Raw genomic sequence first — 14,045 nt, 5'->3', positions numbered from 1 at the left:
CGTGAACGCGCGGGCGGCGCTCCAAGGGCTCTGGCGGCTCGCCGGGCTGCCGGTGGAAGCGCTGCCCCTCGCGCACCTCACCGGGTCGGACCCGGTGCTCCCTTCGTCCTTCGCCGTGGGCGCGGCGGCGCAATCGACCATTGCGGCTGCGGCATTGGCTGCCTGCGAAGTGGGCTACCTGCGCGGCGCGCCACGCCAGCGTGTCAGCGTGGACATGACGCACGCTGCGCTCGAATGCACGGGCTGGTTCGCCATCGATGGCCGGGTGCCCGAGCTGTGGGATCCGTTCTCGGGCCTGTACCGCTGCAAGGACGGCTGGGTGCGCATCCACGCGAACTTCCGCCACCACCGCGACGGGGCGCTGCGGCTGCTCGGGCTCGATCCCGCCACCGCGACGCGAGAGGACGCGCAGGCCGGCTTGATGCGGTGGAAGGCGGCCGACTTCGAGACCGCGATGGCCGGCGCGAAGCTCGTCGCCACCGCGCTGCGCACATTCGAGGAATGGGACGCGACGCAGCAGGGCCGCGCGATCGCCGAGCAGCCGCTCTTCACGATCGACCGCATCGCCGACGCGCCGCCTGTGGCATTGCCGCCGCTGGCGCACGACCAGCGTCCGCTGGAAGGCATCCAGGTACTGGACCTCACGCGCATCCTCGCGGGACCCGTCGGTGGCCGGGCACTGGCTGCCTACGGTGCCGACGTGATGCTGGTGAACTCGCCGCATCTCCCCAACATCGAGGCGATCGCCGACACCAGCCGCGGCAAGCGCTCGGCGCACGTGGACCTGCGCACGCCGGAAGGCCGCGCCGCGTTGGATGCCCTGGTCACGCAGGCTCATGTCTTCGTGCAGGGCTACCGGCCGGGCGGGTTGCAGGCTCTCGGCTACGGCCCCCGCGAGCTGGCGGCCAAGAGGCCCGGCATCGTCTGCGTCTCGCTCACGGCGTACGGCGTGCAGGGTCCTTGGGCGCCCCGCCGCGGATTCGATTCGCTGGTGCAGACCGCGATGGGCTTCAACCACGCCGAAGGGGAAGCGGCCGGCGAGGGCAAGCCGCGCCCCTTGCCCATGCAGATCCTGGACGAGGCGACCGGCTACCTCATGGCGATGGGCGCAGCGGCCGCATTGCGGCGCCAGCAGCTCGAAGGCGGCAGCTGGCACGTCCAGGTGTCATTGGCGCAGACGGGCGGGTGGCTGCGGTCGCTCGGCCGCGTCGCGGGCGGGTTCACCTTGAAGAAGCCGGCGATCGAGCCCTACACCGAAGTCACGGCCTCGGGATTCGGCGAGCTGAAGGCGTTGCGTCACAGCGCGGTGTTCGAACGCACGCCGGCGCGATGGGTGCGCGCTTCCGTGCCGCCCGGCACCGATCCGCCACGCTGGAAGTGAAGTTCAGCCGTCGATGCGCGCTGACAGGCGGACTGGTGCGCCGCCTGCAAAAGCGCGAACATCGGGGCCCGATCATGCTGTCGAGCCGCGCCCTGCGGCAGGAGGGTTCCATGCGCGTTCACCCCCATTTGCTACTGGCGTGCCTGCTGGGCATGGCGAGCCTGCCGGCCTGGGCCTGCTATACCGTCTATGACGGCAGCAACCGTATCGTCTACCAGTCGGACAAGCCGCCGGTGGACATGAGCCGGCCACTGCATGAAACGCTGCCGCAGCGGTTTCCCGGCGGGCACCTGGTCTTCGATGTCTCGGCCGAATGCACCGTGATCAGCCCGGTGGCGCTGGGCGACGGCGGACCGATCGCGCGCACATCGTCGCCGCTGCTGACCAACCAGCCGACGCCCCAACCGGTGCGGGCGCGGCGTGACTTGCACGGTATCGCGGTGGTCCCGGCCGGCGAAGTCCAGATGAGGGCGGGCGTGACCGTGGTTCCTTCGACGGCCGTCATGGGCGGTCCCGCCGCCATCCCGGCGCAGGGCCGCTGATCAGCCGTGCAATTCGCCCGGGGCGCTGAGCGGCCCGAATGCTGACGTGCCGCCGGCCAGTTCGGCGATGATCTGGCGGGCCTTGTGCTCTGCGGTCGTCACGGCTTCCAGTTCCGAGCGGCAACCCGCCGCGCTCGTGAGCTTTTCGACACCCTGGGCCGACCACACGCTCTGCGGCTGCTCCGTGCACACCTTCGCGTAGCCGACGTACGAGCCGCTGGCCACGACCGAATAAGCTGCAATGAAGTAGCCCTTGTAGGGGCCGCTGATGCGTTCCATGCAGACCATCCTATGCAGCAATTACGTCCTGCATAGGTCCAGCATCAATCGGAAACACACGATACAGCAGGGCGGCAGTTTTTCCTAGCGCGGCATGCAGCCCATCGCGCCATCCTGCAGTTCGTCGCAATGAAACTGCGTACGGCATCACAGTCCCGTAGCATGGTCGCACTTCGAAACACATCCCGGAGATGGGCCATGCACGACTGCTCTTTTCACCCCCGCATCGCGGCTTTCCTGTGCGGTGTATTTCTCATTGTTTCGCCCGCGAGGGCCGAGACCGTGAAGGGCAACGGTGCCGTCCGCACCCAGGCACGGGCCGTGAGCGGCTTCACGGGCGTGGGCCTCGGGATCCGCGCGCACGTCGAAGTACGTCAGGGCGACGCGGAAGGCATCACGGTCGAAGCGGATGAGAACCTGTTGCCGCTGATCGAGACCGTCGTGCGGCACGGCTCGCTCGAGATCAAGCCGGTGCGGCGCCACCTGGAGCTCGACTCCCCCTCGATCAAGGTGATCGTGCAGGCGCGCGAGCTCGACAACCTGGCGGTCGGCGGCTCGGGAGACATCACGGCCGAGGCCTTGCGTGCGGGCAAGCTTGCGCTGGAGATCGCCGGTTCCGGCCTCATCGAGCTCAAGCGTGTCACCGCCGACAGCATTCACGTGGACATCGGGGGCAGCGGCGACGTCAAGCTCGCGGGCTCGGCCAGGCGGCTCGACGTGTCCATTGCAGGCTCGGGCGATGTGCTGGCGCCTGCATTGGTGGCGGACCAGGTGGGCGTGGAGATCGCCGGCTCGGGCGCCGCACAGGTGGCCGCCCGCAACAGGCTCAACGTGGAGATCGCGGGCGACGGTTCCGTCAACTATGCGGGCGACCCCGAAGTGAAGCAGACCATCGCCGGCTCGGGCCGCGTGAAGCGCACCGGGCCGCTGCCGCAGTGATCAGGCGAAACGCCGGCTGAGGAAGGGCGAGCCTTCGAGGCCGAAGCGCCAGTGCACTTCCATCGCCTTGCTGATGCCGATGCGCGGGCCGGCGACCACGCGCTGCGCTCCTTCGGGGGCGAACACCTGGAAGGGCGCGCGGTCGAGGCGGCAGCCATTGAGCTCGCGCGTGATCGCAAGCGCCTCACCGACCTTGCCGGGCCCTGAGCAGAGCAGCCGCAGGTCATCCTGGCCGCGGCGCTGTCGCATCTTCCCGATGCCCTCGAGCGGTTCGATCGCGCGGATGAGCACTCCCGCGCCGTGGCCTTCTTCGCGGCAAACGAAGTTCAGGCACCAATGGATGCCATAGGAGCGGTAAACGTACGCGCGGCCGGGCGGGCCGAACATCGCGGCGTTGCGCGGGGTCAGCCCTGAATAAGTGTGCGACGCCGGGTCGGTGCGGTCGTAGGCCTCGGTTTCAACGATGCGGCCGCCCACGCCACCGACCAGCAGCACCGCACCGATGAGCGAACGCGCCACTTTTTCCGAGGAACCGGCGAAATCGTCTGGATGGAGTTGTCGTCGCTTCATCAATTACTGTATAAATAACCAGTATGCCGTCCCGTCTCGCGATCGTCGAAAACCTGCCTCATGTGTGGCGGGCGCCGGAGCTCGCACGCGCCGGCGAGGTGGTGCCCACGGGCCATGCCGCGCTCGACGCGCAATTGCCCGGCGGCGGCTGGCCGGTGGGAAACCTCGTCGAGATTCTGCAGGCCCGCGCGGGTCGGCATGCGTGGCAGTTGCTGCTGCCCGCGCTGGTCCACGCCACGGGCGAGGAGGTGGGGCCCGTCGTGCTGGTCGATGCGCCGCACCTGCCTTTCGGCCCGGCGCTGAAGGCGCAGGGCCTCGCGCCGTCGCGGCTGCTCAAAGTGCAGGCGCGTGATGCGAAAGCCGCGCTGTGGGCGAGCGAGCAGGCCCTGCGCTGCGCGGACGTGGTCGCGCTGATGGCGTGGCTGCCGCGCTGCCGCGGCGCCCAGCTGCGGCGATTGCACCTGGCCGCTGCGCAGCACGGCAAGTTGCTGTTCGTCTTCCGCGGCGTCGATGCGAGGAACGAATCGTCGCCCGCGCGCGTGCGCATCGAACTGGAGGAAAGCGAAGCGTTGCGCGTGCATGTCCTCAAGCGCCGCGGGCCGCCGCTGGCCGCGGCCATCGAACTGCCGGCGCGCCCGCTGCGCTTGCAGCGCCTGCTCGAATCGCGCAACACCGCGCGCCCCGCCACCCCCCACAGGGAACGATCGCATGTTCTGGATCGCACTCTCGCCCTCGCATGAGGACGAACGCAGCGCGTGGGGCTGGCATGCGCTCGCGTTCACGCCGCGCGTGGCCTGGCTCGACGAGGCGCTGGTGCTCGAAGTCTCGGCCACGCGAAGGCTGTGGGGCGGCCGGCGCAAGCTCCTGCATCGTTTTCTGGACACCGGCGAGGTGCTCACGCCTTCGCCGTGGGCCACCGGCGGGACCGCGCAGGTCGCCCTCGCGCTGTTGCGCCTGAAACGCAGGAACGAGGAGGCGCCCGCCGCCATCCCCGACGGCCTGCCCGTGGACACGCTCACCGCCGCGCAGCCGCATGCCGGCATCCTCGAGCGCATGGGCTGTCGCACCTGGGGGCAACTGCGTGCCTTGCCACGCGCGGGCCTGGCGCGCCGCTTCGGCGCGGCGCTCGTGGCCAGCCTCGATCGCGCCTACGGCGAGGCGGCCGAAACGTACACCTGGCTCACGCCGCCCGAAAGCTTCGACGTGAGACTCGAACTCGCGGCACTGGCCACGAGCGCGCCCGAACTGATGTGGACGGCGCAGCGGCTGCTGTCGCAACTGCAGCTGTGGCTGCGTTCGCGCAACCGCGGCGTGCTCGCGATCGAAGTCGAATGGACGCTGGACCTGAGGCGCCTGAACGGCAAGCCCCTGCCGCCGACCGAGGCCATGCAGGTGAGGACGGCGCGCCCCACGCAGGACATGGCGCATCTGCGCCGCCTGGTGAACGAGCACCTCTCGCGTGCGCAGCTCGCTGCCCCCGCCAACCACCTGCGCCTGCGCACGATCGAGACGACGCCCTGGGGCGGCATCCCCGCGAGCCTCCTGCCCGAGGACAACAAGCCCGGCGAGAAGCTGCACGAATTCGTCGAGCGCCTGAGCGTGCGCCTGGGCGAAGGCAACGTGCTCGTCTGCGAAGACCACGAGGACCACCGGCCCGAGCACATGGAGGAATGGGTGCCGGCCAGGAGTCTCCCTCTGCCCTCGGGGGAGAAGTCGGGGGGCACGTGCGATGCGATCTATCCCACCTGGCTCCTGCCGGATCCGGTCGAACTCCAGACGAAGGCCGACGTTCCCCACTACGGCGGCCCCTTGCGCCGCCTCACGCGCCTGTACCGCGTCGAGACTGCCTGGTGGGAAGAGGGCGGCCCGGCCTGCCGCGACTACTTCATCGCGCGCAGCAGCGAGGCGGGACTGGTGTGGATCTACCGCGAGCGCCCGATGGGCGAGGGGCTGTCGCATTCTTCGCGCTGGTACCTGCAGGGCCTCTATGCCTGATCTGCTGCCGCGTTATGCCGAGCTGCATTGCATCAGCAATTTCAGCTTCCAGCGCGGGGCTTCGCACCCGCAGGAACTCGTGCGCCGCGCGTACGACCTGGGCTACGAGGCGCTGGCGATCACCGACGAATGCTCGGTGGCCGGCGTCGTGCGCGCGTACAGCGGCTGGAAGGAATACAAGGAGCTCGTGCCGCAACCGCATCCGTTCCGCCTGCTGTTCGGATCGGAGTTCGACATGGGCGATGGCCGACTCATCGCGCTCGCGTGCGATCTCGAAAGCTGGGGCGGCCTGTGCGAGTTCATCACCGCCGCACGGATGAACGACGCGAAGAAAGGCGAATACCGCGTCGGCTGGGACTTCAGCGACCTCTCGTTGCTGCGGGGCTGCCAGGTCCTCTTCGCACCCAAACGCGGGGCTTTCGACCTGGAGCGCCTGCACATGTTGCGCGAGCGCTTCGGCGCCGACCTGTGGCTCGCCGTCGAACTGCCGTGCCTCATGGACGACGACCTGTGGCTCGCGCAGATGCGCGAAGCGGGCGCGGCCGCGGGCGTGCGCCTGGTCGCGGCGGGCGACGTGCACATGCACGTGCGCTCGCGCAAGCCCCTGCAGGACGTGATCTCGGCGGTGCACCTGGGCAAGCCCGTGGCCGAATGCGGCTTCGAGCTGCAAGGCAACGCGGAGCGGCACCTGCGGCAACGCAAGCGGCTGGCGGAAATCTACCCGCAGGATCTGCTCGCGGCGACGGTCGAAGTCGCGAAGAAGTGCAACTTCAACATCGAGGAAGTCAAATACAACTATCCGCGCGAAACGGTGCCGGAAGGCCTCACGCCGACGCACGCGCTTCGTCGCTTCGCCTATGCCGGCGCGCGCGAGCGCTATCCGGAAGTCGTCCCCCTGAAGGTGCGTCAGCTGCTGCGCAAGGAGCTCGTGCTCATCGAAAAATGCCAGTACGAGATGTTCTTCCTCACCGTGCACGACATCGTGCGATACGCGAGGAGCCGCGGCATCCTGTGCCAGGGGCGCGGTTCGGCGGCGAACTCGGTCGTCTGCTATTGCCTGGGCATCACGGCGATGGACCCGATGGATTCCGAGCCGCTGCTGGAGCGCTTCATCAGCGTGGACCGCCGGAGCGAGCCGCCCGACATCGACGTCGATTTCGAGCACGAGCGGCGCGAGGACGTGATCCAGTACATCTACGGCAAGTACGGGCGCGACCGGGCGGCCATCGCGGCCGTGGTGATCACCTACCGCACACGCAGCGCGATCCGCGACGTCGGCAAGGCGCTGGGCGTGCCGGAAAAACTCGTCGATGCCTTCGCCAAGGACCACCACTGGTTCGAGGAGAAGCTCGCGACGCAGCGCCTGCAGCAACTGGCGGAACTGACGCAAACGCCGATCGGCGAGCACCTCGCGCGCCAGTGGATGGAGCTCACGTGGAGCCTCATGGGCTTCCCGCGCCATTTGAGCCAGCACGTCGGCGGCTTCGTGCTCACGCAGACGAAGCTCACGCGGCTGGTGCCCGTCGAGAACGCGAGCATGAAGGAGCGTTCCGTGATCCAGTGGGACAAGGACGACCTCGAGGACATGGGCCTGATGAAGGTGGACGTGCTCGCGCTGGGCATGCTCACGGCGATCCGCCGCTGCCTGGAGTTCGTGGGCCAGCGGCGCGGCACGCCGTTCACGATCTACGACATCCGGCCCGGCGACGAACCCACCTACGAGATGATCCGCCAGGCGGACACGGTGGGCGTGTTCCAGATCGAGAGCCGCGCGCAGATGTCGATGCTGCCGCGCCTGAAGCCCACGCGCTTCTACGACCTGGTGGTGGAGGTCGCGATCGTGCGGCCGGGGCCGATCTCCGGCGGCATGGTGCACCCGTACCTGAAGGCGCGCGAGCGGAAGGCGAAGGGCCTGCCGATCGAATACGAGAAGCCGGCGCTCGAAGCGGCGCTCGGCCGCACGCTGGGCGTGCCGATCTTCCAGGAGCAGGTGATGCAGATCGCGATGGTCGCCGCGGGCTTCACCGCGTCCGAAGCCGACCAGCTGCGTCGCGCGATGGCCGCATGGAAGCGCAAGGGCGGCGTGGACCGGTTCCGCAGCCGCGTGATCGAGGGCATGCGGGCCAACGGCTACCGCCTCGAGTTCGCCGAGGCGATCTTCAAGCAGATCGAAGGCTTCGGCGAATACGGTTTTCCGGAAAGCCACGCCTACAGCTTCGCCCTGCTGGCGTATTCGAGCAGCTGGCTCAAATGCCACGAGCCCGAATGCTTCCTGGCCGCGATGCTCAATTCGCAGCCCATGGGCTTCTATTCGCCCTCGCAGCTGATCCAGGATGCGAAGCGCCACGATGTGATGGTGCTGGCGGCGGATGTGTCGGTGAGCGATTGGGATTGCAAGCTCGAATGGGGAGAGCAACCACGGCCCGCGGTCCGCCTCGGCCTGCGTTATGTCGGCGGCCTTGGCGAGACGGCCGGCCGGCGCATCGTCGATGCGCGCGGCAGCGAGCCTTACCACAACGTCGAGGACGTCACGCTGCGTGCCGGCCTGGACACGCGCGACCTGAAGGCGCTGGCGGCGGGCGACGCCTTGCTCTCGCTTGCCGGCCACCGGCGCCAGCAGGTGTGGGAAGCCTCGGCGCAGGTGAAGCCGCCCGAGCTGCTGCGCAATGCGCCGGTGAACGAGGCGCCGATCGAGCTGCCGCATGCGCACGAGGGCGAGGAGATCGTGTTCGATTACGCCTCGCTCGGCTTCACGCTGCGCCGCCATCCGCTCGCGCTGCTGCGGCCGAAGCTCGCGAGGCGCAAGCTGCTCAACGCGGACGAGCTGAAGCAATTGCCGCACGGACAGCGCGTGTCGGCCTGCGGCATCGTCACGGTTCGCCAGCAGCCGGGAACGGCCAAAGGCACGATCTTCGTCACGCTGGAGGACGAGACGGGACCCGTCAACGTGATCGTGTGGGAATCGGTGCGCGAGAAGTGGCGCGATCCCCTGCTGCGCGCGAAATTGCTCGCCGTGCACGGCACCTGGCAGCGCGACGTGGAAAGCGGCGGCAACGTCTGCCACGTCGTCGCCGAGCGGCTGGAGGACCTCACGCCCCTGCTCGGCCGGCTCGGCCATCAGTCGCGCGCGACCAGCCGCGATTTCCACTGAGCCGCACCCGCCCCACAGGACGGCACAATCGGCGGCTATGTTCCGCCTGCACGACGCCCCTTCCGCCTTGCGCCGCGCCGCGCGGATCGCGTTCAGCTCCTATGTGACCAACGGCCTCGCGACCGCGGCGGGCATCCCGCTGGTCTCGGCCATCGTGCACTACTTCTTCGGCCCATTGGCCGCCGCGACGGCCACGGTCGGGGTGATCGTCGTGACACCGCCCGACCAGGTCGGGCCGAAACGCGGCAAGCTCGCGCAGCTGCTGCCGGCCGCCGTGCTCGCGATCCCGCTGTTCTACGGGGTGCAGGCGCTGCGCACCGACCCGCTCTGGCTGTCGGCGCTTCTGGTCTCGGCGAGTTTCGTCGCCTTCCTCGGGGCCGCGTGGGGCAAGCGCGGGCTGCCGATCTCGATCTCGATGATGTTCGCGATGATCTTCTCGCTGGCCGCGCAGCAGCCGCCGGGCCGCCACCCGGAGCTCGAAGCGACGATGGCCTTCGCGCTCGGCATCGCGATCTACCTCGTGTACTCGGTGGCAGTCCACGCACTGCTCAATCCGCGCTACCGCGTGCTCGTGCTCGTCGACTCGCTGCTCGCCGTCGCCCGCCTCATGCGCACGCAGGCGAGGCAGTTCAAGGCGCGGGGCGGCGACGCGAAGTTCGTGGCCGGCCTCATCAGGTTGCAGGCGGCGCTCGCGGACCAGCTGCAAGCGGCGCGCAATGTGCTGCTGGAGTCGCCGCGCACGCCACGACGCCAGCGGTTCGCGGCGATGCTGCTGCAGATCCTGGACATGCGCGACCACCTCGTCGCGTGCGCGCTGGACCTCGACACGCTCAAGGCCGACCCGCAGCAGCGCGAATTCCTTTCCGCGCTCGGCGACGAAATCGACCTGCTGGCGCGGGAAGTGGAAACACTGGCGGACGGGCTGCTGCTGGCGCGAGATCCCGAGCCGTTCGAGCGCCCCCCGGTGGCGCCGCCCGAAGGCACCAGCCTGCTCGCGCGGTCGCTGGCCGGCCGGGTGCGCCACATCCACGAGGAAGTGGAGCGGCTCATCGCGCTGGCCCGCCGCGAGCGCGAGCCCGACATCGAGATCGTGCGCACGGCGTGGCAGTTGTTCGTGAGTCCCACCAGATGGTCGCTGCAGCCTTTCCTGCAGCTTTGGCGCTGGGATGCGCCGCCGCTGCGGCATGCGATCCGCGCCGCCCTCGCGATCGCGGCGGGGCAGGCCATCACGCTGGTGCTGCCCTGGGGCACGCACGACTACTGGATCCTGCTCACGATCGTCGTCGTGCTGCGCGGCAGCCTGGCGCAAACGCTGGAGCGCCGCAACAGCCGGGTCGCCGGCACGCTGCTCGGCTGCGTATTGGCCGGTGCGCTGCTCTATGCCAACGCGCCGGCGGCATTGCTGCTGGTGGTCGTCACGCTCGCGCAGGCGATCGCGCATGCGTTCGCGATCCGCCGCTACCTGGTCACCGCGGTTGCCGCCACGGTGCTGGCCCTGACGCAGGCGCACCTGCTCAACGCGGGCATCGCGCCGGTGTTCGAAGTGGGCGAGCGCATCGGCGATACGCTGATCGGTGTCGCGCTGGCCTGGATCTTCAGCTACGTGCTGCCGTCGTGGGAGCGCGGACAGCTGCCGGCCCTGATCAAGCGCGTGCTCACCGCCCAGTCGAAGCACGCGCAACAGGCGCTCGCGCTGGGCACGCTCACGTCCATCGACAACCGGGCGGAGCTCGCGTGGCGCCTCGCGCGACGCGAGGTGTACGACAGCGTGTCGGCGCTCGCGCAGGCGGCACAGCGCGCACTGGCGGAACCGCGCGCGGTGCAGCCGCCCATGAATTCGGTGGAGCGTGTGCTGGCGCACAGCTACCAGTTGCTCGCGCAGCTCACGGCCGTGAAGACCATGTTGCTGCAACGGCGTGACCGGCTGCACGTCGACGAGATTCGCGAGCCCCTGCAGCAAGCCGCGGATCGCCTGCAGGCGGTCCTCGCGGGCGCGGGCGACGCGAACGCTGCAGAGCCGGCGGACACGGCGGAACCCGCGGGCAACCTGCCCGACCCTTTCGAGCAGGACCTCAGTCCCTGGCTGCTGCGGCGCCTGCAGCTGGCGATCGACATCGCCGCCGCATTGCGCGCAGAGGCCGGGCAAGTTCGCAATGCACTCGCGACGGGCGCCGATCGCGTATAGTGTCTGGTTCTCCTGGTCGGCTTCCTAGTGCCCTAGCCGACGATCCGCTTGTTCCCCGGTGGCGCCAGGTTCCTGTTTTCGCACCCAACCTGGAGCAAACCGATGGCCAAGGAAGAATTGATCGAAATGCGCGGGAAGGTGGCCGAGGTGCTGCCCGATTCGCGCTACCGCGTGGTCCTCACGAACGGCCACCAACTCGTCGCCTACACGGGCGGCAAGATGCGCAAGCACCGCATCCGCATCATCGCCGGCGACGACGTGACGCTGGAACTCTCGCCCTACGACCTGAACAAGGGCCGCATCATGTTCCGCCACCTGCCCGAGCGGCGCGCCGATGCTCCGCCGCCGGGGGCGTTTCGCCGTCGTTGAGCTGAGGCAGGGGCTGCTCTTCAAGCCCCACGAACCGGGTGGGAGTGGAGCGGGCGATGGGAATCGAACCCACGTCTTGAGCTTGGGAAGCTCAGGTCCTGCCATTGAACGACGCCCGCAGGGTGGGCGCATTCTACCGCTGCGCAGCGTACATTCCGTTGCGCTTCTTCAGGCAGCGCCGTCGCGCGCGGGCTATACGTTGCACATGCAACTGACCGTGCACGACAGCGCGCTGCCGCCCCTCACGCCGCGAGAGCGCGAGGTGCTCGGCTGGGTGTCGTACGGCAAGACCGACGCCGACATCGGCGCGCTGCTCCACATCAGCCGGCGCACGGTGCAAAAGCACCTGGAGCACGCTTACGTGAAGCTCGGTGTCGAGACGCGCACGGCCGCCGTGCGGCGCGCGCATCTCGATCTCTGAGGCGGTCCCGGATTACGCCGCAACCTGTGTCGGTGCCTCGATGGGCGGCGTGCCCTGCTTGATGGCCGAAGCGAGCGCCGCCCGGAACTCGGGCGTGTCCTGGTGGCCGTGGACCGCGACCGCGTGCTGGACCGCAGCCTCTACCAGCTCACGCTCGCTGTCGGCGGAGATCGCGACAGTGCAGTTGTTCTCGCTCGGGAATTCCCGGCAATCGACATATAGGCGTGCCATGGATCGCTCCTTCGGTAGGTGGGCCGCATCGTGAACCCGGCCTTTGCACGCCCCCAATACGCACGATTGCGTATGGCGGCCGGAGGCTAACGGAGTTCGAGCGGCCGGGAGAGCGGCGACGCCGCCGGGTCGCCGCGCTCCACCCGAAGCTTCAGCGTCACGCACACGCCGCCCTCCGGGGCTGGGTCGATGTGGAGCTGCGCCCCGATGGCGGTGGCCCGCGACCGCATGTTGTCGATGCCGCGCCCGCCGCGGCGCCGTGCTGGCATCTGCGCGGTACCGCCGCCGGCGAGGCCGATGCCGTTGTCGGCGATCTGCAGCGTGACCGCGGATTCGTCGTCGTGCAACAGCGCGCGCACGACGATGCGTGATGCCTGCGCGTGCTTGAGGATGTTGGTGAACGTCTCGAGCAGGATGCGCTGCACGTGCGCCACCATGTTGGGCGAGAGTTCCCGCAGCTCCGGCAGTTCGGGCACTTCCCAGGCGACGGCGATGCCCGCTGCCTGCAGCCGGGGCTGCAGGCGGTAGCGCAAGGTGGCGAGCATGGTGGCCAGGTCGTCGTTCGCCGGCTGCAGGGAATCCACCGCCATGCGCATTTCGTCGAGTGCGAGCTCGACGTGCTCGCGCAGCGATGCTGCGTCCGCTCCGGGCCGCGCGACCAGATTGAGCAGGGCCACCAGTTGCGAGCCGACGCCGTCGTGGATCTCCCGCATGATGCGCTGGCGTTCATTGGCCACCGCCTGGTGGTGCTGCTGCTCCCTCAACGCATCGAAAGCCGCGCGCAGCTGGTGCTCGCGTTCGTCGACCCGGCGCGACAGGTCGGCGTTGAGCGCATGGAAGTTCGCGACCGTGCGGCTGTAGCGGGTGGCGATCAACCACGCCATGATCGGCACGAAGGCGAACATGGCGTGCTGCAGATAGGTGACCTGCAGCCCGGAGGCACCCGACAGCCGGACGGCGATCAGGTCGTGCAGACCCGCGAGGATCGACGCCGCGAGCGCGGCCGCGATCACCCAGGCCCGGGCGCCACCATCGTCGGCCCACGCCCTGCGCACGACCAGCGACAGGGCGGCGCAGGACATGGGCACGATGCAGACGATCCCGAGAGTCAGAAGCCACGGAACGCCGAGCAGGAACGAGGAAGCGGTGAGCAGCGTGCTGAGCACGATGGCCAGGTCGATCGCCCGGTTCATCGGGCGAGGCACCGGGCCGACGGCCAGCAGGGAAAAGCGGCACATCAAGGCCATGTGGGCCAGGTAGCAACTCGCCACCACGATTCCCAGCAGGGGCCACGGCAGAGGAACATCGGGCCAGGCGCGATCGACGATGCGCACCACGCCCAGCGCAGCACCCAGGCAGAACCAGCCGTAGACCGGTTCGCGCTGGCGCAGCCACAGCACGCCCGTGAGGGCCCCCATGCCCACCAGGCCTGCCGCGAACACCACGAGGGCGATCGCGCGCCAGCGGCGATGATCGTCATACACGGCCTCGACAGCCGCGAGGGTCCCGTAGCGCAGCACCGACAGGCCCCCGAGCCGCTGCGGCTGCACGGTGACCTCGACGCGCAGCTCGTTGGGTCGATCGGCATGAAGCAGGGCCGCGGGCACGGCCAGCATCAAGGGGTTCTTGGCGGCGTCGTAGGACGGATCGCCCAGCGTGCCCCAATGCTGGACCGTGTTGCCGTTGATGCGGACGTCGACCTGGTTGCCCACGCGCGAGAAGAGCAGGGCCATGGGCTCCGGCCCGCTGCGGGGCGGCAGCTGGATGCGGTAGACGGCGTGCCCGCCGCGTCCGGGAAAGTCCTTGTCCCATCGCCGCCAGAGATCGACCGGGCCTTCGCGGGCAGGTGCGCCGTCGGGCTCGATCAGTGCCTGGGCGGCGCCGATCAACGTGAGCGAATCCTCGGAAGCGGCCCGGGCCCCACTGGCGGCCAGCCAGGCCAGCGCAAGGGCCAGCCCGAACGCGAAGGTCCGCCCCATGAG

The 14,045-nt window shown here is 69.2% G+C and carries 13 protein-coding genes and 1 tRNA gene; 9 read left to right on the top strand and 5 right to left on the bottom strand.

The window, feature by feature from the left end; genetic code table 11:
* The first annotated feature begins 1 nt into the window (after position 1).
* Both AC3EF3_RS12635 and AC3EF3_RS12630 read left to right on the top strand, forming a co-directional pair.
* Positions 2–1,381 (top strand): CoA transferase, encoded by a 1,380-nt coding sequence (locus tag AC3EF3_RS12635; RefSeq protein ID WP_488532502.1) that lies wholly within the window; start codon positions 2–4, stop codon positions 1,379–1,381.
* A gap of 110 nt (positions 1,382–1,491) precedes the next feature.
* Positions 1,492–1,923 (top strand): hypothetical protein, encoded by a 432-nt coding sequence (locus tag AC3EF3_RS12630; protein ID WP_488532501.1) that lies wholly within the window; start codon positions 1,492–1,494, stop codon positions 1,921–1,923.
* Here AC3EF3_RS12630 and AC3EF3_RS12625 read toward each other — a convergent pair whose 3' ends face one another.
* Positions 1,924–2,202, bottom strand: a complete 279-nt coding sequence (locus tag AC3EF3_RS12625) for a hypothetical protein (RefSeq protein WP_488532500.1) — start codon at positions 2,200–2,202, stop codon at positions 1,924–1,926.
* Between the two features lie 282 nt (positions 2,203–2,484).
* Here AC3EF3_RS12625 and AC3EF3_RS12620 point away from each other — a divergent pair, with 282 nt between their 5' ends.
* Positions 2,485–3,141, top strand: coding sequence for a head GIN domain-containing protein (locus AC3EF3_RS12620; RefSeq protein ID WP_488532499.1), 657 nt, complete (start codon positions 2,485–2,487; stop codon positions 3,139–3,141).
* On the opposite strand, the gene AC3EF3_RS12615 is transcribed toward AC3EF3_RS12620, so the two are convergent.
* Positions 3,142–3,711, bottom strand: coding sequence for a DNA-3-methyladenine glycosylase (locus AC3EF3_RS12615; RefSeq protein ID WP_488532498.1), 570 nt, complete (start codon positions 3,709–3,711; stop codon positions 3,142–3,144).
* A gap of 23 nt (positions 3,712–3,734) precedes the next feature.
* Here AC3EF3_RS12615 and imuA point away from each other — a divergent pair, with 23 nt between their 5' ends.
* The 5 genes from imuA (at position 3,735) to infA (ending at position 11,411) form a co-directional block, all read left to right on the top strand.
* Positions 3,735–4,451, top strand: a complete 717-nt coding sequence (gene imuA / locus AC3EF3_RS12610) for a translesion DNA synthesis-associated protein ImuA (RefSeq protein ID WP_488532497.1) — start codon at positions 3,735–3,737, stop codon at positions 4,449–4,451.
* Entirely contained in the window at positions 4,420–5,706 is a 1,287-nt protein-coding gene (locus AC3EF3_RS12605; RefSeq protein WP_488532496.1) for a Y-family DNA polymerase, read from the top strand. The genes imuA and AC3EF3_RS12605 overlap by 32 nt, the downstream gene beginning before the upstream one ends.
* Positions 5,699–8,857 (top strand): error-prone DNA polymerase, encoded by a 3,159-nt coding sequence (locus AC3EF3_RS12600; RefSeq protein ID WP_488532495.1) that lies wholly within the window; start codon positions 5,699–5,701, stop codon positions 8,855–8,857. Before AC3EF3_RS12605 ends, AC3EF3_RS12600 begins: the two co-directional genes overlap by 8 nt.
* A 37-nt stretch (positions 8,858–8,894) precedes the next feature.
* Positions 8,895–11,042, top strand: coding sequence for an FUSC family protein (locus tag AC3EF3_RS12595; RefSeq protein WP_488532494.1), 2,148 nt, complete (start codon positions 8,895–8,897; stop codon positions 11,040–11,042).
* A 102-nt stretch (positions 11,043–11,144) separates the two neighbouring features.
* Positions 11,145–11,411, top strand: coding sequence for a translation initiation factor IF-1 (gene infA, locus AC3EF3_RS12590; protein ID WP_488532493.1), 267 nt, complete (start codon positions 11,145–11,147; stop codon positions 11,409–11,411).
* Between the two features lie 45 nt (positions 11,412–11,456).
* On the opposite strand, the gene AC3EF3_RS12585 is transcribed toward infA, so the two are convergent.
* Positions 11,457–11,530: transfer RNA gene (locus AC3EF3_RS12585), tRNA-Gly, on the bottom strand.
* 86 nt (positions 11,531–11,616) lie between these two features.
* On the opposite strand from AC3EF3_RS12585, the gene AC3EF3_RS12580 reads away from it, so the two are divergent.
* On the top strand, positions 11,617–11,832 hold the full coding sequence (locus tag AC3EF3_RS12580) for a helix-turn-helix domain-containing protein (protein ID WP_488532492.1): 216 nt from the start codon (positions 11,617–11,619) through the stop codon (positions 11,830–11,832).
* A 12-nt stretch (positions 11,833–11,844) separates the two neighbouring features.
* Here AC3EF3_RS12580 and AC3EF3_RS12575 read toward each other — a convergent pair whose 3' ends face one another.
* Together AC3EF3_RS12575 and AC3EF3_RS12570 are read right to left on the bottom strand one after the other, a co-directional pair.
* Positions 11,845–12,063 (bottom strand): DUF1059 domain-containing protein, encoded by a 219-nt coding sequence (locus AC3EF3_RS12575; protein ID WP_488532491.1) that lies wholly within the window; start codon positions 12,061–12,063, stop codon positions 11,845–11,847.
* An 86-nt stretch (positions 12,064–12,149) separates the two neighbouring features.
* Complete coding sequence (locus tag AC3EF3_RS12570) at positions 12,150–14,042, bottom strand: sensor histidine kinase (RefSeq protein ID WP_488532490.1); 1,893 nt, start codon at positions 14,040–14,042, stop codon at positions 12,150–12,152.
* Positions 14,043–14,045: the final 3 nt, after the last annotated feature.

It is taken from the genome of Ramlibacter sp. GS1-15 (assembly GCF_057785015.1).
This window is presented reverse-complemented; position numbering and strand designations above follow the sequence as displayed.

Excerpts from the sequence above, each read along its gene's own strand:
- AC3EF3_RS12625 (WP_488532500.1), bottom strand. The coding sequence starts at position 2,202 with ATGGAACGCATCAGCGGCCCCTACAAGGGCTACTTCATTGCAGCTTAT.
- AC3EF3_RS12630 (WP_488532501.1), top strand. The coding sequence starts at position 1,492 with ATGCGCGTTCACCCCCATTTGCTACTGGCGTGCCTGCTGGGCATGGCG.
- infA (WP_488532493.1), top strand. The coding sequence starts at position 11,145 with ATGGCCAAGGAAGAATTGATCGAAATGCGCGGGAAGGTGGCCGAGGTG.
- AC3EF3_RS12570 (WP_488532490.1), bottom strand. The coding sequence starts at position 14,042 with ATGGGGCGGACCTTCGCGTTCGGGCTGGCCCTTGCGCTGGCCTGGCTG.
- AC3EF3_RS12615 (WP_488532498.1), bottom strand. The coding sequence starts at position 3,711 with ATGAAGCGACGACAACTCCATCCAGACGATTTCGCCGGTTCCTCGGAA.
- AC3EF3_RS12580 (WP_488532492.1), top strand. The coding sequence starts at position 11,617 with ATGCAACTGACCGTGCACGACAGCGCGCTGCCGCCCCTCACGCCGCGA.
- AC3EF3_RS12600 (WP_488532495.1), top strand. The coding sequence starts at position 5,699 with ATGCCTGATCTGCTGCCGCGTTATGCCGAGCTGCATTGCATCAGCAAT.
- AC3EF3_RS12605 (WP_488532496.1), top strand. The coding sequence starts at position 4,420 with ATGTTCTGGATCGCACTCTCGCCCTCGCATGAGGACGAACGCAGCGCG.
- AC3EF3_RS12575 (WP_488532491.1), bottom strand. The coding sequence starts at position 12,063 with ATGGCACGCCTATATGTCGATTGCCGGGAATTCCCGAGCGAGAACAAC.
- imuA (WP_488532497.1), top strand. The coding sequence starts at position 3,735 with ATGCCGTCCCGTCTCGCGATCGTCGAAAACCTGCCTCATGTGTGGCGG.
- AC3EF3_RS12595 (WP_488532494.1), top strand. The coding sequence starts at position 8,895 with ATGTTCCGCCTGCACGACGCCCCTTCCGCCTTGCGCCGCGCCGCGCGG.